The sequence below is a fragment of the Pseudomonas sp. HUK17 genome, from assembly GCF_001566765.1.
Map to the genome: position 1 here is coordinate 63,849 of NZ_LSMW01000007.1, position 19,077 is coordinate 82,925.

The window sequence follows — 19,077 nt, forward strand, 5'->3', positions numbered from 1 at the left end:
CTAGAGTCGCTCCAGCCACCCCAGGTCGCCGCCACGGGCCGGTACCGGATAGCAGCCATAGGGCGCATAGCCGTGGCTACAGACCGGATCGGCGCGCAAGGCGGGTTCTCCCACCGGTTGCGCGCGCCAGCCTTCCAGCAGGGCGATGGCGGCCAGGGCCAGCAGCAGGGCGATGAACAGCGCGGAGCGAATTGTTCTTGTCAGGCGCATGATGACCTCCCGCAGGGCGACTGCCAGGATCGGCAGACAGCGTCCCCGCTCCTTGAGTATCGCCCCGACCGGGAGTTTTCGCCTGCCTGGACCCGCACCTATCGCGCAACGCTGCACTACGGTGGGTGCAACAGTCAGCCGCCTAGGCGCGGTGATCACCCGGGCAGGGCTGCGCCGTTGTCCAGGCTACGCGAGTTCCGCGCCACGCCATACCGCCCCCTCTCCCTCCGGGAGAAGAGTGGGGTGAGAGAAGGCCAGACGCGAAAGCCTCAGGCGATCTCCACCCGTTCCCCGTTCAGCCGTACCGCCCAGGTGGGCAGCGCCTGCTCGGGGTATTCCATGCAGCCACCGTCCGCCAGGCGGAAATGCTGCTTGTACAGCGGCGAGGCGATCACCAGGTCCTGGCCCAGTTGGCCGACGATGCCGCGGCCGATGACATTGGCGCCGGACTTGGGATCGCGATTGCCCACGGCGAAGACCTTCTGCTCGGTCTCGGGCAGATAGAACAGCGCCACCTGCTCGCCCTCGTACAGGGCCACCACACCGGACTGGGGCACCAGATCGGTCAAGTGGCACAGGGGTTGCCAGCGGGGCTCCAGGGCGCGAGCGGTATTGGTCTGGGTCATGGTCAAGCCTCCTCGGTGACGGCGATGAGCTGAAGTTCGTGGTGACGCGCCGGCCGGCGCTGGCCGCGCTCCTTGACGAAGTGGATGTCCGGGTCGTTGCCGCGCTGGTTGACGAAGGTCCGGAAGCGCTTGAGCTTGTCGGGATCGTTCAGGGCATTGGCCCATTCGCATTCGTAGCGATCCACCACCAGCTGCATCTGGGCTTCCAGCTCGGCACCCAGGCCCAGGCTGTCTTCGATGATCACCTGCTTGAGGTAGTCCAGCCCGCCCTCCAGCGACTCGCGCCACACCGAGGTGCGCTGCAGGCGGTCGGCGGTGCGGATGTAGAACATCAGCAGCCGGTCGATGTAGCGGATCAGAGTCTCGTCATCCAGGTCGGTGGCGAACAGCTCGGCATGCCGCGGACGCATGCCGCCGTTGCCGCAGACATAGAGATTCCAGCCGTTCTCGGTGGCGATCACGCCGATGTCCTTGCTCTGGGCCTCGGCGCACTCGCGGGTGCAGCCGCTGACGGCGAACTTGAGCTTGTGCGGCGCGCGCAGGCCCTTGTAGCGGTGCTCGATGTCCAGCGCCATCTTGACGCTGTCCTGCACCCCGTAGCGGCACCAGGTGCTGCCGACGCAGCTTTTCACCGTGCGGGTCGACTTGCCGTAGGCATGGCCGGTCTCGAAGCCGGCGGCGATCAGCTCGCCCCAGATGTCCGGCAATTCGTGCAGCTGGGCGCCGAAGAGATCGATGCGCTGGCCGCCGGTGATCTTGGTGTAGAGGTCGTACTTCTTCGCCACCTGGCCGATGGCGATCAGGCCTTCCGGGCTGATCTCGCCACCCGGAATGCGTGGCACCACCGAATAGGTGCCGTTCTTCTGCATGTTGGCCATGAAGGTGTCGTTGGTGTCCTGCAGCGGCACCAGGTGCGGATCGGTGATGGGCGCGTTCCAGCAGGAGGCCAGGACGTTGGCCACCGCCGGCTTGCAGATGTCGCAGCCATGGTGGCCGCGACCGTGACGCGCCAGTAGCTCGTCGAAGCTCTGGATGCCTTCCACCCGTACCAGGTGATAGAGCTCCTGGCGCGTGTGGTCGAAGTGTTCGCAAAGGCTCTTGTCGACCTCGACGCCCCGGGCGATCAGCTCGTGCTCGAAGACCTGCTTGACCAGCGCCGCGCAGCCACCGCAACCAGTGGCGGCCTTGGTGCAGCTCTTGATGCCGGCGAGATCGGTGCAGCCGGCGTCGATGGCGGCGCAGACCGCGCCCTTGGTGACGTTGTGGCAAGAGCAGAGGGTGGCGGTGGCCGGCAGGGCATCGGCGCCCAGGGTCGGGGCGCCCTCGCCCACCGGCATGATCAGGCTGGCGGGATCCTGGGGCAGCGGGATGCCGTTCTGGGCGTATTGCAGCAGGGTGTCGTAGTAGCTGTTGTCGCCCACCAGCACGGCGCCGAGCACGTGCTTGCCGTCGGCGGAGACCACCAGGCGGCGATAGCTGGCGCTGGCTTCGTCGATGTAGCGATAGCTACGCGCGCCGGGGGTGGCGCCATGGGCGTCGCCGATAGAGCCCACGTCCACGCCCAGCAGCTTGAGCTTGGTGGACATGTCGGCGCCGGTGAAGGGCGTGCTCTGGCCGTGGCAGAGGGTGGCGGCCACCAGGCGCGCCATCTGGTAGCCCGGCGCGACCAGGCCGAAGACGCTGCCATTCCAGGCGGCGCACTCGCCGATGGCATGGATGAAGGGATCGCTGGTCAGGCAGCCGTTGTCCACCGCCACCCCGCCGCGAGGGCCGAGCTCCAGGCCGCAGCTGCGGGCCAGGGCGTCCTGGGGACGGATGCCAGCGGAAAACAGGATCAGGTCGGTCTCGAGGAAATCCTCGCCAGCGAAGTTCATGCGGTAGCGGTACTCGCTGCCGGCGGTGATGTTCTGGGTGGCCTTGGACAGGTGCACGCCCACGCCCAGGTCTTCGATGCGCTGGCGCAGGGCGGCACCGCCCAGGTCGTCCAGCTGCACCGGCATCAAGCGCGGGGCGAATTCCACCACATGGGCTTCCAGGCCCAGGGATTTCAACGCATTGGCCGCTTCCAGGCCGAGCAGGCCGCCCCCCACCACTACGCCGCGGCGCGCCTTGGCGGCGGCCAGGCGGATGGTGTCCAGGTCGTCCAGGGTGCGATAGACCAGGCGTGAGTCGCCTTCGGCGCCCTCGATGGGCGGCACGAAGGGATAGGAGCCGGTGGCCAGTACCAGGCGGTCGTAGCCAAAGGCGCCTTCAGGGGTCAGCACCTCACGCTGTTCGCGGTCGATGCCGGTCACCGCGCAGCCCAGGTGCAGCACCAGGCCGGGCACGGCATAGAGGTCGGCTGCGCTCATCGCCAGGGATTCGGCGTCACGGCCGGCGAAGTATTCCGAGAGATGCACCCGGTCGTAGGCGCGCTGACGCTCTTCGCCGAAGACGTGGATCTCGTAGTGGTCCAGGGCGCCGGCCGCCAGCAGCTGCTCGACGAGGTGATGGCCGACCATGCCGTTGCCGACGACGATCAGGCGTTCTTTGCGGGTCACGATGCTGTTCATGGAGGCTATCCCCCGGCCGAGGCCAATCAGGTTGAGTCGCGGCAAATAAAAAGGCGCCTGAAACCTTGCGGTCTCAGGCGCCTTTGCCTGTTCTATGTAGGGAGGAGCCCTGGGCTCTGCTCCGTGCCCGTCGCCTGCAGTGGCTGTCGATCGCCGTTGATCGACCGGGCGACCCGAAAATGCGGGTCTATCAGGGCTTTTGCATCGGCTGTGCCAGTTCCGCCTGATCGCCCGAAGATCCGCCGCTGGCGCGGGCTGCAGCCTGCCGAGTGGCTTGCCAGAGGCTGTCCGAACGCCCGCCGAGCAGAACCACAACGGTGCAAGACCGGGCCGGCCTGCCCCGTCACGGCGCATCGCGACCCCCACCGCCGTGGCATCGGCCAGCGCCACCGGCACCCCGCCAGAGCAGTAGGAATGCGCCCCCCGCGCGCGCCGGGGCAAGCTGGCGCGGGCCTTGCTAAATACTCAGCATGGAGCGGTCAACGCCGATCGCCCCCTTTCACGACAAAGGCGCCGTGTTCGTCTCCCTCCGGGGAGCACGACCGGCGCCTTTTCGCTTTCTGGTTCTCGAAGGATCCTTGCCATGGCCACTACCCACATCAAGAGCGTCTGCCCCTACTGCGGCGTCGGCTGCGGGATCGTCATGCAGGTGGAAGACGGCCGGGTCACCAAGGTCAGCGGCGATCGCGACCATCCGGCCAATCGCGGCCGCCTCTGCACCAAGGGCAGCACCAGCCACCAGGCGCTGGTGGACAGTGGGCGCATGGCGCAGGCCTACGTCCGCCACGACCGCTCCCACGAACCGGTGCAGACCGGGCTGGATCAGGCCGTCGTTGCCACCGCCGAGCGGTTGCGTGCCATCCTCGACCGCCACGGGCCGGACGCCATCGCCTTCTATGTGTCCGGCCAGCTGTCGCTGGAGGCCCAGTACCTGGTGAGCAAGCTGGCGCGGGGCTTCATCGGCACCAACCAGCTCGAATCCAATTCCCGGCTGTGCATGGCCAGCGCCGGCACCGGCTACAAGCTGTCCCTTGGCGCCGACGGCCCGCCCGGCTCCTACGACGACCTCGACCACGCCGATCTCTTCCTGGTCAGCGGCGCCAACATGGCCGACTGTCACCCCATCCTCTTCCTGCGCCTGCTGGATCGGGTCAAGCGCGGCGCCCGGCTGATCGTCATCGATCCGCGGCGCACCGCCACTGCCGAAAAGGCCGATCTCTTCCTGCAACTGCGCCCGGGCACCGATCTGTTGCTGCTCAATGGCCTGCTGCACCTGTTGCACGCCGAGGGCTATCTGGACGAAGCCTTCATCGCCGCCCATACCGAGGGCTGGGAGGCCATGCCCGATTTTCTCGCCGACTACAGTCCCGCGCGCGTGGCCGCCGGGACGGGTCTGGCCGAGGCGGACATCCGCACCGCCGCGCGCTGGATCGGCGAAGCCGGCGAATGGACCAGCCTCTGGACCATGGGCCTGAATCAGAGCACCCATGGCACCTGGAGCACCAACGCCCTGTGCAACCTGCACCTGGCCACCGGCAAGATCTGCCGCCCCGGCAGCGGCCCCTTCTCCCTCACCGGCCAGCCCAACGCCATGGGCGGGCGCGAGATGGGCTACATGGGTCCCGGTCTGCCCGGCCAACGCAGCCTGCTGTCGGCCGCCGACCGCACCTTCGTCGAGCGAGCCTGGGACATTCCCGAGGGCACCCTGCACACCCGTCTTGGCCAGGGCACCGTCGCCCTGTTCGAGGAGCTGGCCGCCGGCACCGTGAAGGCCTGCTGGATCATCTGCACCAACCCGGTGGCCAGCGTGGCCAATCGCGAGACGGTAATCCGCGGCCTGCAGGCCGCCGAACTGGTGATCACCCAGGACGCCTTTCTCGACACCGAGACCAATCCGTACGCCGACATCCTCTTGCCCGGCGCGCTCTGGGCCGAGGCCGACGGGGTGATGATCAACTCCGAGCGCAACTTGACCCTGGCGCCCCAGGCCGTCAATCCGCCCGGCGAGGCCCGCGCCGACTGGCGGATCATCGCCGACGTCGCCTGTGCGATGGGTTATGGCGAGCACTTCAGCTACGCCTCGGCCGCCGAGGTGTTCGACGAGATCCGGCAATTCCACAACCCCCAGACCGGCTACGACCTCCGCGGTGCCAGCCATGCCCGGCTGCGCCAGACGCCGCTGCAATGGCCCTGCCCCAGCCAAGAGAGCGATCGGCGCCAGCCGATCCGCTATCGCAACGACGGCCGCAGCCAGACCCTGCGCCTGGATGAGACCGGCGAACCGACCGCCCTCAACTTCGCCACCGCCAGCGGCAAGGCGCAATTCTTCGCCCGTCCCCACCTGGATCCGGCGGAATTACCCGATGTCGACTACCCCTTCGTGCTCAACACCGGGCGTCTGCAGCACCAGTGGCATACGCTCACCAAGACCGGCAAGATCGCCGCGCTGAATCGCCTCAATCCGGCGCCCTTCGTCGAGGTGCATCCCCAGGACGCTCAGGCGTTGGGGCTCAGCGCGGGCGACCGGCTGGAGATCACCTCGCGCCGCGGCCGTGCCGTGTTGCCGGTGACCCTCAGCGACCGGGTCCAGCCCGGCAACTGCTTCGCGCCCTTTCACTGGGCCGACGTCCAGGGCAGCGACCTGGCCATCAATGCCGTCACCAGCGACGCCGTCGATCCGCTCTCGCTGCAACCGGAACTCAAGGTCTGCGCCGTGCGCCTGACCCGCGTCGCCACCATTCCCCACCGCCAATTGCCGGCCGACGAGCCCGTCGCAGAGAGCGCTCAGTTGCCCGCCCTGGCGCGCCTGGCCGAGCTCACCGGGGTCGCAGCCGCGGTACGGCCACAGCTCAGCGCGGCCGAACGCACCTACCTGGCCGGCTTCATGGACGGCCTGCGCGATGGCGGGGCCCAGGGCGTGCCCTGCCTGCCGGCCCAGGCGCCGCTGGCCGCCGACACCCGCCTCTGGCTCGACGGCCTGCTCGCCGGGTTGTTCAGCCGCCTGCCGGAAAGCCAGGCCGCCAGCCTGGCCATGGCCGCTACCGCCCCCGCCGATCTGGTGGTGCTTTGGGCGTCCCAGACCGGCAACGCCGAAGCCCTGGCCGAGCGCTGCGTCGCCCGCCTGTGCCAGACCGGTCTCAGCGTGGAATTGCACGACATGGCCGCCTATGCCGTGGAACGCCTGACCGGTGCCCGCCGCGTCCTGCTGGTCAGCAGCACCTTTGGCGATGGCGAAGCCCCGGACAATGGCCAAGCCTTCTGGCAGGGCCTCGATCGGCTCGACGCCTCCCTGGCCGAACTGGACTACGCCGTGCTGGCCTTGGGCGATTCCACCTACGACCAATTCTGCGGCCACGGCCAGCGCCTCGACGCCCGCCTGGCCGAACTCGGCGCCCGCCGCCTCTGCCCGCGCCTGGACTGCGACGCCGATGGCCTCGACGGCGCCGACGCCTGGCTGGCCGCCCTGCAAGGGCAGCTGGCGCCCCAGGCCACCAGCGTGCCCCTGGCGACTGCGGCCACCACTAATCGCCCGAGCGCAGTGTCGGCGCGGCTGGTCATCAACCGGAGACTCAACCGCGCCGGATCCAACAAGGAGGTGAGGCTGTTCGGCCTCGCGTCCGAGCAACCCCTGGCCTACCAGGCCGGCGACGCCTTGAGCGTGAAGGCGCGCAACTGTCCGGAGCTGGTCGAGGAAGTCCTCGCCCTCGCCGGACTGGACGGCGAACAACCGGTCGCCGTCCCCAAGGTCGGCGAGCTGTCGCTGCGCCAGGCGCTGGGCGAACACTACGAGATCGCCCGCCCCAACCCCGAGACCCTGGCGCTGATCGCCGAGCGCAGTGGCAATGCCGATTGCCACGCCCTGCTGGGCGACCGCGACGAACTCAAGCGCTGGCTCTGGGGTCGGCAACTGGCCGATGTGCTGGCCCGCTTTCCCGCCCGCCATGACGCCAGTGAGTTGCTCAGCAGCCTCAAGCGCCTGCAGCCGCGGCTCTATTCCATCGCTTCCAGCCCCCTGGCCCATGCCGGCCAGGTGCACCTCACCGTCTCGGCGGTGCGCTACGGTAATCGCAAGGGCGTGGCCTCCACCTTTCTTGCCGACCGCCTGCAGGACGCCACCACCGAGGTGCATATCCAGTCCTCGCGCCATTTCCGCCTGCCGGACCAGGGCGACGTCCCGCTGATCATGATCGGCCCCGGCACCGGTATCGCGCCCTTCCGCGGCTTTCTCCACGAGCGCTGCGCCCGGGGCGACCAGGGGCGCAACTGGCTGTTCTTTGGCGAGCAGCACGCCGCCCATGACTTCTACTACCGTGACGAACTGGAAGCCTTCCAGCGCGATGGCCTGCTGAGCGAACTGAGCCTGGCCTTCTCCCGCGACCAGGCCGAGAAGGTCTATGTGCAGGATCGACTGCGCGAACGCGGCGCCGAGGTCTGGCGCTGGCTGCAGGACGGCGCCCGCGTCTATGTCTGCGGCGACGCCAGCCGCATGGCCCGGGACGTCGACCAGGCCCTGCGCCAGGTGGTGGCGACCCACGGCCACCTCAGCGACGAGGCCGCCAGCGAGTACCTGCGGGGGATGAGCGAGCAGAAGCGCTATCTGAAGGACGTCTACTAGCGCCGCCGGCTACAGCACCGCGCGCACCAAGCGGGTGAAGGCCTCGATGGCCTCGCGCTCGCCCAGCGCCCCGCACACCACGGCCGCGGCCAGGGCCTCGCCGGCGCCGACCAGACCGATGCAGGACACCTGCAACTCCGCGGCGGGTCTTTTGCTGTGCGGCGTGAGCACCGCCGCCACCATCTGGGTGCCATGTTCCAGCAACTCCTGGTACACCGCCGTCTTTTCCTCACTTCCCGCCAGGGCCGCCGCCAGCACGCCGACTTCACCCTGCATGTCGGTCACGCAGCGAATGTAACCCTCGGCCAGCGCCGCGGTGGCCTCTTCGGCACCCTGCTGCCGGGAGGCCATGGCCTGGCGAAAGGCATCCATCTGCGCCAAATCGAGCCAGCGATAAAGTTCTATGAGCAGTCCCGAGCGGGTACCGAAATGCTCGTAGACGACCGGTTTGGAGACGCCCGCCTGCACGGCCAGATAGCCCAGGGTCAGGCGATCCGCGCCTTCTTCCCGAACGATGACCCGTGCCGTTTCCAGCAATTGCTGACGCCGGGCTGCCTTTGAGAGACGCCGTCCGGTCCCTTCGGAGACCGGTTTTTCAGGGATGGATTGCTCCGCCATTGGTCAAGTCTTCTTGTAAACCTACTAAAGGTAGGTTAATTCTGAACTGGAACCTACTCCTGGTAGGTTAATGCGGAGTACAGCCCCTTGCAATCGGCTGTGCGGTCTCCGGAACCTCAGCACTGCAACGAAGAGGACAGCATCATGCCACTGCAACCCATACTCTTTGCCGGCGGTTCGGGCACGGTAGGCCGCCAGGCCATCCACTGGTTTCGCCAGCGCCAGCCTGACTGGCCGCTGCTGGTCGGCGGCCGCAACCTCGCCACGGCCGAGGATGTCGCCCAGGCCGCCGGCCAGGCCTGGGCGGTGCGCCTGGATCTCGACCAGCCGGGGCTGGGATTGGATCCCGCTCTCACCCCGGCAGCCATGATCATGCTGGCACCGGATCAGGCCCTGCACGGCTTGCGCCTCGCCCAGCGCCTGGGCATCCCCTATCTCAATGCCAACACCGGCGTCACCGAACTGGGCCCGGAGGTCGCCCTGTTCATGCACCGCCCCGGCGCCCATGCCCTGGTGCTGTCCAGCCACTGGGCTTCGGGCGCCGCCCTGGCGCTGGCGCTCGATCTCGCCCGCCGCTTCACCCGGGTCACGGCGATCGGGGTGGAGGTCTTGCTGGATGAAGAAGATCCGGCCGGTCCCCTGGCCTGGGAAGACATGGCGCGAGTGCACAGCGCGGCGCCCGCGGCCCTGGCGTTCCGCCATGGGCGCCGCCACTGGCTGAGCGGTGCCGACCTGCAGGGCAGCGTCAGGGCGCTGGACGGTCGCACGCTGGCCGCCACGGCCTTTGGCTCCATCGACCTGCTCAGTCTCTGGGCCACCACCGCCGCGCCGGAACTCCGCTTCGACATCGCCATGGGCGAGTCCTCCAGCCGCCGGCGGGGCGCGGAAACGGCGGCCGAAATCGCGGTCAGGGCGACCGGCGAAAGGGACAGCCAGACCACCACCGCACGGTCCGTGCTGGAATTCAGCCAGGGGCAGGCCTCGCTGACCGCCCTCGGGCTGGTGCTGTCGCTGGAGCGGGTGCTGGGCCTGGTAGGCGGAAAACCACTGCCGGCGGGTCTCTATATGCCCGAACAGCTCTGGGCGGCCGACTGGTTCCTGCAGGAGTTGCAGCGGGAGGGCGCGGTGCTGCATCACCCGGTGGACGGGCACTGACCGCAGGAAATGGCGGAAGGCAGTGGGAGTCGAACCCACCCGGGAACGGCTGCCGTCCCCAACCGGGTTTGAAGCCCGGCCACGCCACCGGGCGTGATTGCCTTCCTCTGTTGCGCTAGCCCTCGGCGCCGCGGGCCCAGGCGCTGTCCGGGCGGACCCGGCGCTCGTCGCCGAAGCGACGGGTGAAACCGATGCGATCCAGGCATTCGAGGATCTGGATGCTGCGCTTGCGACCGATGCCAAGGGCATCGCGAAAGGCCGCGGCGCGAATGATCCCTGCTTCGCACTCCAGGCGCAATGCCTCGCCGGCCGCGGCTTCCAGACTCGCCTGGGGATAGAAGAGATCCTTGACCACCTGGGTCAGTTCCCCCAGCCGGGCCAGTTTGCGCAGCAATAGCCGCACCTCGGCCTCGGGCTGACCCAGGCTCTTGGCGAGATCGCGGGTCCAGGGCGGATCGAAGCGCTGGGCCTCCAGCAGCGGCCAGAGCCGGGCCTTGAGCCCCTCCTCCGCCTCGGTGAGGCGTACCCGGTGATCGGGCAGGTGCAGCCAGGGACCGCTGCTCTGCAGGCGCCCTTCGGCCAGGGCCGTCTCCAGCAGCGCCAGATAGACGGGCCGCTCAAGTTCCGGCGCGGCGATGCGGCGCAGGCGATCCCGATCCGGACCCAGCTCGTCGGGTTGTTCCTGGTGAAAGGTAGCGAGCGCTTCGCTCAGGCGCTCGAGCGCTGCCTGCCACAAGGAGGCTGCAAACAACCGCGGGCCGACCCGCGTCTCCACCCTCAGGGTGTCGGCGGGCAGTTGCCAGTCGCCTTCGGGTCGGTTGAACTGACGCGCCAGCAGCCGTGGATCGAGACCGCCGTCGGCCTGGGCCAGGAGTTCGGGCAGGGCTTCCTCCAGGCCGCCCTGCCGCAGCGCCTGAAGTTGCGCCAGGCGTTGCGGGGTGCGGCGATGGCGGGCCGGGGCGAAGGGATCGAGCAGCCGCGCACCGCCCAGGGTGCGCTGGGCGGACTGGTCGCGCAGCACCAGGCGATCGCCGTGCACCCCGTGCAAAGGCGCATTGAGCACCAGCTGCGCCAGGGCCGTGGCACCCGGGGCGAGGCTGTCGCCTTCCAGCAGGGCGACGCGCCCGGTGAGATCCTGGGCGCCGAGGTGCACGTGCACCGGCGTCCAGTGCGCCAGGTTGCGCGCCTCGCCGGGCAGCAGGCGCAGCTCCACGTCGAGGCGGGTGGTGGGCGCGTGCAGCGCCTCGGCCACCAGCCAGTCGCCGCGGGCGAGGCTGTCGGTGCTCAGGCGCTCTCCCGCCAGATTGAGCGACACCCGCTGACCGGCCTGAGCCGCTTCCGCGGCGCGATTCTGCGCATGCAGTCCCCGCACCCGCAGCCGCTGGCCACGCGGGGTGAGGATGAGTTCGTCGCCAATGGCCACCTGGCCGGCAAAGGCGGTGCCGGTGACCACCACGCCGGCCCCGGCGACGCTGAATACCCGGTCCACCGCCAGGCGAAAGCCGCCGCGGGCATTGCGCTGGCGCACCTGGTCCAGGGCCGCGAGCAGGGCGGCGCGCAACGCGGGGATGCCGGCGCCGCTGGGGCTGGCCACCGGATACAGCGGCGCCCCGGCGAAGGGCCCGGCAGCCAGCAGCGCACTGACCTCCTGACGCACCTGGGCCAGCCGCTCGGCGTCCACCCGATCGGCCTTGGTCAGGGCCACCAGCAGCCGGGGAATGCCGAGCAATTCGAGGATCGCCAGGTGCTCGCGGGTCTGCGGCATGACGCCATCGTCGGCCGCCACCACCAGCAGGGCCAGATCCAGGCCGCTGGCACCGGCCAGCATGTTGTGCACGAAGCGCTCGTGGCCGGGTACGTCGATGAAGCCGGTGAGGCCGCCGTCGCCCAGGTCGGCATAGACATAGCCCAGGTCGATGGTGATGCCACGCGCCTGCTCTTCGCGGCGGCGGTCACCGGCGACCCCGGTGAGGGCCTGGATCAGCGCGGTCTTGCCATGGTCGATGTGGCCGGCGGTGCCGATGATCATGAGGACGTTACCAGGCGGATGTACAGGGACGTCATGGCGGCTCCAGGCGGCGGACTGGCGCTCAGGGTAGCGGCGCCCCGCGCGCTCGCCTAGCCGTGACGCTCGCGCAGGAAGGCCACGAAGGCGCGCAGGGGCGCGGGCAACTGGCGGCGATCCGCGTAGTAGAGCCGCGGACCGGGAAAGGACGGCGACCAGTCCGCCAGCACTTCCACCAGGCGGCCGTCGGCCAGGGGCGCGGCCAGGTAGTCGGCGAAGGAATAGATGAGGCCGACGCCGTCGAGGGCGGCCTGCAATTCCAGATCGAGTGTCGAGGCCAGCAGGCGACTGCCCGGCGCGACATTGAGGACCTCGCTGCCGCGCTCGAAGCTCCACTGCGCCACCAGGCCGCTAGCGAAGCGATGGCCGATGCAGGAATGCCGGACCAGGTCGGCGGGGTGTGCCGGTACGCCGTGTCGTTCCAGGTAGGCAAGGGTTCCGGCCACGGCGAATCTTTGGGTGACCGGACCCAGCCGTACGCTGATCATGTCGGCCTCCAGGTGCTCGTCGTAGCGCACCCCGGCATCGAAACCCGCGGCGAGCACGTCGATCAGCCGGTCTTCGGCCACCACCTCCAAGCGAATGCCCGGGTGCCGGGCCAGGAAGGGCCCGATCAGCGGCGGCAACAGTACCCGGGCGACGATGGTGGGCACATTGAGTCTCAGGCTGCCGACCGGGCTCTCGCCCTCGGCATTGATGGCGTCCAGCGCGCCGCGCACCTCGCGCAGCGCGGGGGTGAGGCGCTCCAGCAGACGCTGGCCGGCCGCGGTGGGGGTCACGCTGCGGGTGGTGCGGTGCAGCAGCCGGACATCCAGTTCCCGTTCCAGCCGGCGCACGGCATCGCTCAGGGAAGACGCCGCCACGCCGCGCACATAGGCGGCGCCGCGAAAGCTGCGGGCCTCGGCCACGGCGGCGAAGGCCGCCAGGTCATCCAGATTCAAGGCGCCTCCATTGTACGGCTGAGCGAACAGGTCGTTGTGTCGAGAGCGGATTATCGCACAGCGTCATCCTGGCTAGAGTGAAGCCTCATCCATCTGACGAGGAATCCCTCATGCAACAGCGTCGCTTGGGCCAGCAGGGCCCCTTGGTATCGAGCCTTGGTCTGGGCTGCATGGGCATGTCCGATCTTTATGGCGCCGCCGACCGTGGCGAGGCCATCGCCACCGTCCAGGCCGCCCTTGAACGTGGCGTCATCCTGTTCGACACCGGTGACTTCTATGGCATGGGCCACAACGAACTGCTGCTGGGCGAAGCCCTGCGCGGTCGGCGCGATCAGGCGCTGATCAGCGTCAAGTTCGGCGCCCTGCGCGGTCCGGGCGGCGAGTGGCTGGGCTACGACACCCGGCCGGCGGCGATCAAGAATTTCGTCGCCTACAGCCTCAAGCGTCTGGGTGTGGACCACATCGACATCTATCGTCCGGCGCGGCTGGATCGCCAGGTGCCCATCGAGGACACTATGGGCGCCCTCGCCGAATTGGTGCAGGCCGGCTACATCCGCCATATCGGCCTTTCGGAGGTGGGTGCGGAGACCCTGCGGCGGGCGGCGGCCGTGCATCCGGTCTGCGACCTGCAGATCGAGTATTCGCTGGTCTCGCGCGGTATCGAGGCGGAGATCCTACCGACCTGCCGCGACCTGGGCATCGGCATCACCGCCTATGGCGTGCTCTCCCGGGGTCTGCTCAGCGGCCACTGGCGCCAGCCCGCCGGCAGCGGTGACTTCCGCGCCCATAGTCCGCGCTTTCAGCCGGGCAACGTGGAGCGCAACCTGGCGTTGGTGGAAGGTCTGCAACAATTCGCCGAACGCCGGGGCACCACCCCTGCCCGGCTGGCGGTCGCCTGGGTCGCCGCCCAGGGCGACGACATCGTGCCCCTGGTCGGTGCCCGCCGCCGCGATCAGCTGGACGAATCCCTCGGTGCGCTGGCGGTGACCCTGAGCGCCGCGGACCGTGCCGAGCTGGAACGGCTGCTGCCGCCAGGCGCGGTGGCCGGCGATCGCTACGGCGAACACCAGCTCCGCGATCTCGACAGCGAACGCTGAGTCACGCCCGCCAGCCAACGGCCCGCCTTGCGCGGGCCTTTGCGTTTCAGCGCTCGGCCGGACGCTCCTGCATCAGCACCCAGGGCGCGACCACCACCGCCCACAGGGCCACCGCCGGCGCTTCCAGTCGGCGGCGCGCCCGGTCTTCGTCGACCTTGGCCAGCTGGCCCTGCTGCAGCCACAGCCCCACCCGGGCGGCATCGTCCTGGGTCACGGCGATGGCCGCCTCGATCAGGTCCAGCTCCGGTGCCACTTCCAGCAGCACGCCCCGCGCAAAATGCGGTTGCAATTCTTCCCAGCCGATGGCGGCAGTCTGCCCGAGCAGGGTGGCGTAGCGCGTTGCGTGATCGGTCATGGTGCGGGCCTCGTGAAAAGGGCGGATTCTACCGGCGCCCTCTTCGCTTGCCGAGCGCCCGGACGCGCGGTCGACAAGTCCGACAAGTTGTCGTCGCCAGCTTTCCAAGACGAACAGACGGTGATTAAACTGCGCAGCGCGTCATATAGAACAAAATCGGCACACTTTCGCTTCCAACTGCCTCATTAATAAAAGCATTCCGAGTGGAGCACTCATGAAAAAGGCAACTCTGCGTTTCTCCCGTCTGATCGCGGCCCTGGCCCTGGCCGGCATGGCCAGCCATACCCTGGCAGCCGACACCCTGAAGATCGGTCTGGCCGGCCCCAAGACCGGTCCGGTCGCCCAGTACGGTGACATGGAGTTCATTGGTGCTCAGATGGCCATCGAGCAGATCAACAAGGCCGGCGGCGTCAAGGGCAAGCAGCTCGAAGGCGTGATCTACGACGACGCCTGCGATCCCAAGCAAGCCGTGGCGGTGGCCAACAAGATCGTCAACGATGGCGTCAAGTTCGTCGTCGGTCACCTCTGCTCCAGCTCGACCCAGCCCGCCTCCGACATCTATGAGGACGAAGGCATTCTGATGGTGACTCCGGCGGCCACCAGCCCCGACATCACCAACCGTGGCTACAAGCTGATCTTCCGCACCATCGGCCTGGACAACATGCAGGGCCCGACCGCCGGCAAGTTCATCGTCGAGCACGTCAAGCCCAAGGTCGTCGCCGTCATCCACGACAAGCAGCAGTACGGCGAAGGCATCGCCACCGCGGTCAAGCAGACCCTGGACAAGGCCGGCATCAAGGTCGCCATGTTCGAAGGCATCAACTCCGGCGACAAGGACTTCTCCTCGCTGATCGCCAAGCTCAAGCAGGCCAACGTCGACTTCGTCTACTACGGCGGCTACCACCCCGAGCTGGGTCTGATCCTGCGCCAGGCGGCCGAGAAGGGCCTGACCGCCAAGTTCATGGGTCCGGAAGGCGTGGGCAACAGCTCCATCTCCGCCATCGCCGGCAAGGCCTCCGAAGGCCTGCTGGTCACCCTGCCGCGCTCCTTCGACAAGGATCCCAAGAACCAGGCCCTGGTGCAGGCGTTCAAGGACAAGAAGCAGGATGCGAGCGGTCCCTTCGTGTTCCCCTCCTACGCCGCCGTGCAGGTCATCGCCCAGGGCATCGAGAAGGCGGGCGACGAGAAGCCCGAGGACGTGGCCAAGGCACTGCGCAGCAACACCTTCAACACCCCCACCGGTGAGTTGGCGTTCGACGAGAAAGGCGACCTGAAGAACTTCGAGTTCGTGGTCTACGAATGGCACGCCGACGGCTCCAAGACCGAAGCCAAGTAAGCCCTGCCTGTAACACCGGAGCCCACCGCCAACGGCGGTGGGCTTCGTTTATCCGCCTCCATCCGAGGCCTGGGACCCGCACCAGAAGTGCACTTGGGTCCTCTGGAGACACCCATGCCCGAGTTCTACCATTACCTGCAACAGCTGGTGAACGGCCTCACGGTCGGCAGCACCTATGCCCTGATCGCCATCGGCTACACCATGGTCTACGGCATCATCGGCATGATCAACTTCGCCCATGGCGAGGTGTACATGATCGGCTCCTACGTGGCCTTCATCGCCATCGCGGGCCTCGCCATGCTGGGCATCCACAGCCTGCCCATCGTCATGCTCGCCGCCTTCGCCGCCAGCATCGTCATCGCCAGTGCCTATGGCTACAGCATCGAACGCATCGCCTATCGCCCCCTGCGTGGCGGTAACCGGCTGATCCCGCTGATCTCGGCGATCGGCATGTCGATCTTCCTGCAGAACTGGGTGCTGCTGGCCCAGGATTCCAAGGACAAGTCGATCCCCAACCTGCTGCCGGGCAACTTCATCATCGGCACCGACGCCATGAATGGCGTGGTGATCTCCTATGTACAGGTGCTGATCTTCATCGTCACCCTGCTCACCATGTTCGGCCTGACCTGGTTCATCTCCCGCTCCCGCCTGGGCCGCGCCTGCCGCGCCTGCGCCGAGGACATCAAGATGGCCAACCTGCTGGGCATCAACACCAATGGCATCATCGCCCTGACCTTCGTCATCGGCGCCACCCTGGCCGCCGTGGCTGCGGTGCTACTGGGCATCCAGTACGGCGTGATCAACCCGAGCCTGGGCTTCCTGGCCGGCATCAAGGCCTTTACCGCCGCCGTGCTCGGCGGCATCGGCAGCATCCCCGGCGCCATGCTCGGCGGCCTGGTGCTGGGCGTGGCCGAAGCCTTCGGTGCCGACGTCTTCGGTGACCAGTACAAGGACGTGGTGGCCTTCAGCCTGCTGGTACTGGTGCTGCTGTTCCGCCCCACCGGCATCCTCGGTCGCCCGGAGGTGGAAAAGGTATGAGTGCCCGTCTGCGAACCGCCTTCTTCAGCGCCCTGCTGGTGCTGGCCGTCGCCTATCCCATCCTCGGCCTCAAGCTGGAAACGGTCGGCGTCAACCTAGAAGTGCACGGCGCCACGCCGCGTACCCTCTGGATCGTGGCCCTGGCCGCGGTGCTGATGTTCGTCTGGCAACTGGTGCGTGATCCGCTCACCGCCGGCTGGCGTAACCGCGGCGGCCTGCAGCTGCCGGTTACCGGCCTGGGCACCAAGCTCACCGAACCCAAGACCCAGCGCTGGGTGATCCTGGCCCTGGTGCTGGTCGCCCTGGCGTGGCCCTTCTACGGCTCGCGCGGCGCGGTGGACATCGCCACCCTGATCCTCATCTACGTGATGCTCGGCCTCGGTCTGAACATCGTGGTGGGTCTGGCCGGTCTGCTCGACCTGGGCTACGTCGGCTTCTATGCCGTCGGCGCCTACACCTACGCCATGCTCTCCCACTACTACGGCCTCGGCTTCTGGGTCTGCCTGCCGCTGGCGGGGCTGATGGCGGCACTGTTCGGCTTCCTGCTCGGCTTCCCGGTGCTGCGCCTGCGCGGCGACTACCTGGCCATCGTCACCCTGGGCTTCGGCGAGATCATCCGCATCCTCCTGCGCAATCTCACCGAATGGACCGGCGGCCCCAACGGCATCAGCGGCATCGACAAGCCGACCCTGTTCGGCCTGACCTTCGAGCGCCGGGCACCCGAGGGCATGACGCCCTTCCACGAGTATTTCGGCATCCCCTACAACTCCGAGTACAAGGTGATCTTCCTTTATTTGATCGCCCTGCTGCTGGTGCTGCTGACCCTGTTCGTGATCAACCGGCTCTTGCGCATGCCCATCGGCCGCGCCTGGGAAGCCCTGCGCGAAGACGAGATCGCCTGCCGCGCCCTGGGTCTGAATCCCACGCTGATCAAGCTCTCGGCCTTTACCCTGGGCGCCTGCTTCGCCGGATTCGCCGGCAGCTTCTTCGCCGCCCGCCAGGGCCTGGTGTCGCCGGAGTCCTTCACCTTCATCGAATCGGCCATCATCCTGGCCATCGTTGTGCTGGGCGGCATGGGTTCCCAGCTCGGCGTGATCCTCGCGGCCATCGTGATGATCCTGCTGCCGGAGCTGATGCGCGAATTCAGCGAATACCGCATGTTGATGTTCGGCCTGCTGATGGTCGTGATGATGATCTGGCGTCCGCAAGGCCTGCTCCCGATGCAACGCCCGCACCTGGAGTTGCGCAAATGAGCCAAGCCCTTCTCGATGTTTCCGGCCTGTCCATGAGGTTCGGCGGCCTGCTGGCCGTCAACGGCGTCAACATTCGCGTGGAGCAGGGCCAGGTGGTCTCGCTGATCGGCCCCAACGGCGCCGGCAAGACCACGGTGTTCAACTGCCTGACCGGCTTCTACCGTCCCAGCGGCGGGGAGATCCTGCTCAACGGCGAGGCCATCCAGGGCCTGCCTGGGCACAGGATCGCCCGCAAGGGCGTGGTGCGCACCTTCCAGAACGTCCGCCTGTTCAAGGAAATGACCGCGGTGGAGAACCTGCTGGTCGCCCAGCATCGCCACCTCAACACCGGCTTCCTGGCCGGCCTGTTCAAGACCCCGGCCTTTCGCAAGAGCGAGGCCGAGGCCATGGACTACGCGCGCTTCTGGCTGGAGCAGGTCAACCTCACCGAATTCGCCAACCGCAACGCCGGCAACCTCGCCTATGGCCAGCAGCGCCGTCTGGAAATCGCCCGCTGCATGATGACCCGCCCGCAAATCCTCATGCTCGACGAGCCGGCCGCCGGTCTCAACCCGCGCGAGACCGAGGACCTCAAGGCGCTCATCGCCCTGCTGCGCGCCGAGCATGGCGTGACCGTGCTGCTGATCGAGCACGACATGCACCTGGTGATGAGCATTTCCGACCACATCGTGGTGATCAACCAGGGCACCCCCCTGGCCGACGGGACGCCGGAGCAGATCCGCAACAACCCCGACGTGATCAAGGCCTACCTGGGCGAATCCTGATGGAGACCACCATGCTGCAGTTCGACAACGTCTCCACCTTCTACGGCAAGATCCAGGCGCTGCATGGCGTCAGCGTGCAGGTGAACCGGGGCGAGATCGTCACCCTGATCGGCGCCAACGGGGCCGGCAAGTCCACCCTGCTGATGACCCTCTGCGGCACGCCGCGCGCCCATGGCGGCAGCATCCGCTACGAAGGCGAGGAACTGGTGGGCCAGGAAACCGCGCAGATCATGCGAAAGGGCATCGCCGTGGTGCCCGAGGGTCGCCGGGTATTCGCCCGCCTGACCGTGGAGGAGAACCTGGCCATGGGCGGCTTCTTCACCGACAAGCACGCCTACGACCGCCAGCTGGAGAAGGTCCTCGGCCTCTTCCCCCGTCTCAAGGAGCGCTATGCCCAGCGTGCCGGTACCATGTCCGGTGGCGAACAGCAGATGCTCGCCATCGGCCGGGCG

The 19,077-nt window shown here is 67.9% G+C and carries 15 protein-coding genes and 1 tRNA gene; 8 read left to right on the top strand and 8 right to left on the bottom strand.

Annotation, left to right across the window (positions count from 1 at the left end; genetic code table 11):
• From AX284_RS04395 to nirB, 3 genes are all read right to left on the bottom strand, one after another.
• Positions 1 to 210, bottom strand: a complete 210-nt coding sequence (locus AX284_RS04395; RefSeq protein ID WP_068383766.1) for a hypothetical protein — start codon at positions 208 to 210, stop codon at positions 1 to 3.
• Positions 211 to 479: 269 nt separating this feature from the next.
• Positions 480 to 836, bottom strand: a complete 357-nt coding sequence (gene nirD / locus AX284_RS04400) for a nitrite reductase small subunit NirD (RefSeq protein WP_068383768.1) — start codon at positions 834 to 836, stop codon at positions 480 to 482.
• A gap of 2 nt (positions 837 to 838) precedes the next feature.
• Positions 839 to 3,388: a nitrite reductase large subunit NirB gene (gene nirB / locus AX284_RS04405; protein WP_068383770.1), complete on the bottom strand. Its 2,550-nt coding sequence runs from the start codon at positions 3,386 to 3,388 to the stop codon at positions 839 to 841.
• A 583-nt stretch (positions 3,389 to 3,971) separates the two neighbouring features.
• Between nirB and AX284_RS04410 the strand changes: the two genes are divergently transcribed.
• Positions 3,972 to 8,003 (top strand): bifunctional nitrate reductase/sulfite reductase flavoprotein subunit alpha, encoded by a 4,032-nt coding sequence (locus tag AX284_RS04410; RefSeq protein WP_068383772.1) that lies wholly within the window; start codon positions 3,972 to 3,974, stop codon positions 8,001 to 8,003.
• A 9-nt stretch (positions 8,004 to 8,012) separates the two neighbouring features.
• Here the strand turns inward: AX284_RS04410 and AX284_RS04415 are convergent, their stop codons facing one another.
• The gene (locus AX284_RS04415; RefSeq protein ID WP_236712141.1) at positions 8,013 to 8,621 is read right to left on the bottom strand and encodes a TetR/AcrR family transcriptional regulator; all 609 of its coding nucleotides are present in this window, start codon (positions 8,619 to 8,621) and stop codon (positions 8,013 to 8,015) included.
• A gap of 144 nt (positions 8,622 to 8,765) precedes the next feature.
• Here AX284_RS04415 and AX284_RS04420 point away from each other — a divergent pair, with 144 nt between their 5' ends.
• The gene (locus AX284_RS04420; protein ID WP_068383775.1) at positions 8,766 to 9,776 is read left to right on the top strand and encodes a hypothetical protein; all 1,011 of its coding nucleotides are present in this window, start codon (positions 8,766 to 8,768) and stop codon (positions 9,774 to 9,776) included.
• A 10-nt stretch (positions 9,777 to 9,786) separates the two neighbouring features.
• On the opposite strand, the gene AX284_RS04425 is transcribed toward AX284_RS04420, so the two are convergent.
• The 3 genes from AX284_RS04425 to AX284_RS04435 all read right to left on the bottom strand — a co-directional run bounded on the left by AX284_RS04425 (position 9,787) and on the right by AX284_RS04435 (position 12,782).
• Positions 9,787 to 9,882 (bottom strand) — tRNA-Sec (locus AX284_RS04425).
• A 9-nt stretch (positions 9,883 to 9,891) separates the two neighbouring features.
• Entirely contained in the window at positions 9,892 to 11,805 is a 1,914-nt protein-coding gene (gene selB, locus AX284_RS04430) for a selenocysteine-specific translation elongation factor (protein WP_064307250.1), read from the bottom strand.
• An 89-nt stretch (positions 11,806 to 11,894) separates the two neighbouring features.
• The gene (locus AX284_RS04435; protein WP_068383777.1) at positions 11,895 to 12,782 is read right to left on the bottom strand and encodes a LysR family transcriptional regulator; all 888 of its coding nucleotides are present in this window, start codon (positions 12,780 to 12,782) and stop codon (positions 11,895 to 11,897) included.
• A 110-nt stretch (positions 12,783 to 12,892) separates the two neighbouring features.
• On the opposite strand from AX284_RS04435, the gene AX284_RS04440 reads away from it, so the two are divergent.
• The gene (locus AX284_RS04440) at positions 12,893 to 13,879 is read left to right on the top strand and encodes an aldo/keto reductase (RefSeq protein WP_068383779.1); all 987 of its coding nucleotides are present in this window, start codon (positions 12,893 to 12,895) and stop codon (positions 13,877 to 13,879) included.
• A gap of 46 nt (positions 13,880 to 13,925) precedes the next feature.
• Here the strand turns inward: AX284_RS04440 and AX284_RS04445 are convergent, their stop codons facing one another.
• Positions 13,926 to 14,234: a DUF2288 family protein gene (locus AX284_RS04445; RefSeq protein ID WP_017642420.1), complete on the bottom strand. Its 309-nt coding sequence runs from the start codon at positions 14,232 to 14,234 to the stop codon at positions 13,926 to 13,928.
• A gap of 214 nt (positions 14,235 to 14,448) precedes the next feature.
• Here AX284_RS04445 and AX284_RS04450 point away from each other — a divergent pair, with 214 nt between their 5' ends.
• The 5 genes from AX284_RS04450 to AX284_RS04470 form a co-directional block, all read left to right on the top strand.
• On the top strand, positions 14,449 to 15,570 hold the full coding sequence (locus tag AX284_RS04450; protein WP_068383781.1) for a branched-chain amino acid ABC transporter substrate-binding protein: 1,122 nt from the start codon (positions 14,449 to 14,451) through the stop codon (positions 15,568 to 15,570).
• 114 nt (positions 15,571 to 15,684) lie between these two features.
• Complete coding sequence (gene livH / locus AX284_RS04455) at positions 15,685 to 16,608, top strand: high-affinity branched-chain amino acid ABC transporter permease LivH (RefSeq protein ID WP_017642422.1); 924 nt, start codon at positions 15,685 to 15,687, stop codon at positions 16,606 to 16,608.
• Complete coding sequence (locus AX284_RS04460) at positions 16,605 to 17,861, top strand: high-affinity branched-chain amino acid ABC transporter permease LivM (protein ID WP_064307298.1); 1,257 nt, start codon at positions 16,605 to 16,607, stop codon at positions 17,859 to 17,861. Before livH ends, AX284_RS04460 begins: the two co-directional genes overlap by 4 nt.
• On the top strand, positions 17,858 to 18,625 hold the full coding sequence (livG, locus tag AX284_RS04465) for a high-affinity branched-chain amino acid ABC transporter ATP-binding protein LivG (RefSeq protein WP_017642424.1): 768 nt from the start codon (positions 17,858 to 17,860) through the stop codon (positions 18,623 to 18,625). Before AX284_RS04460 ends, livG begins: the two co-directional genes overlap by 4 nt.
• A gap of 11 nt (positions 18,626 to 18,636) precedes the next feature.
• The coding region (locus AX284_RS04470; RefSeq protein ID WP_153015312.1) for an ABC transporter ATP-binding protein at positions 18,637 to 19,077 on the top strand (441 nt) is incomplete at its 3' end.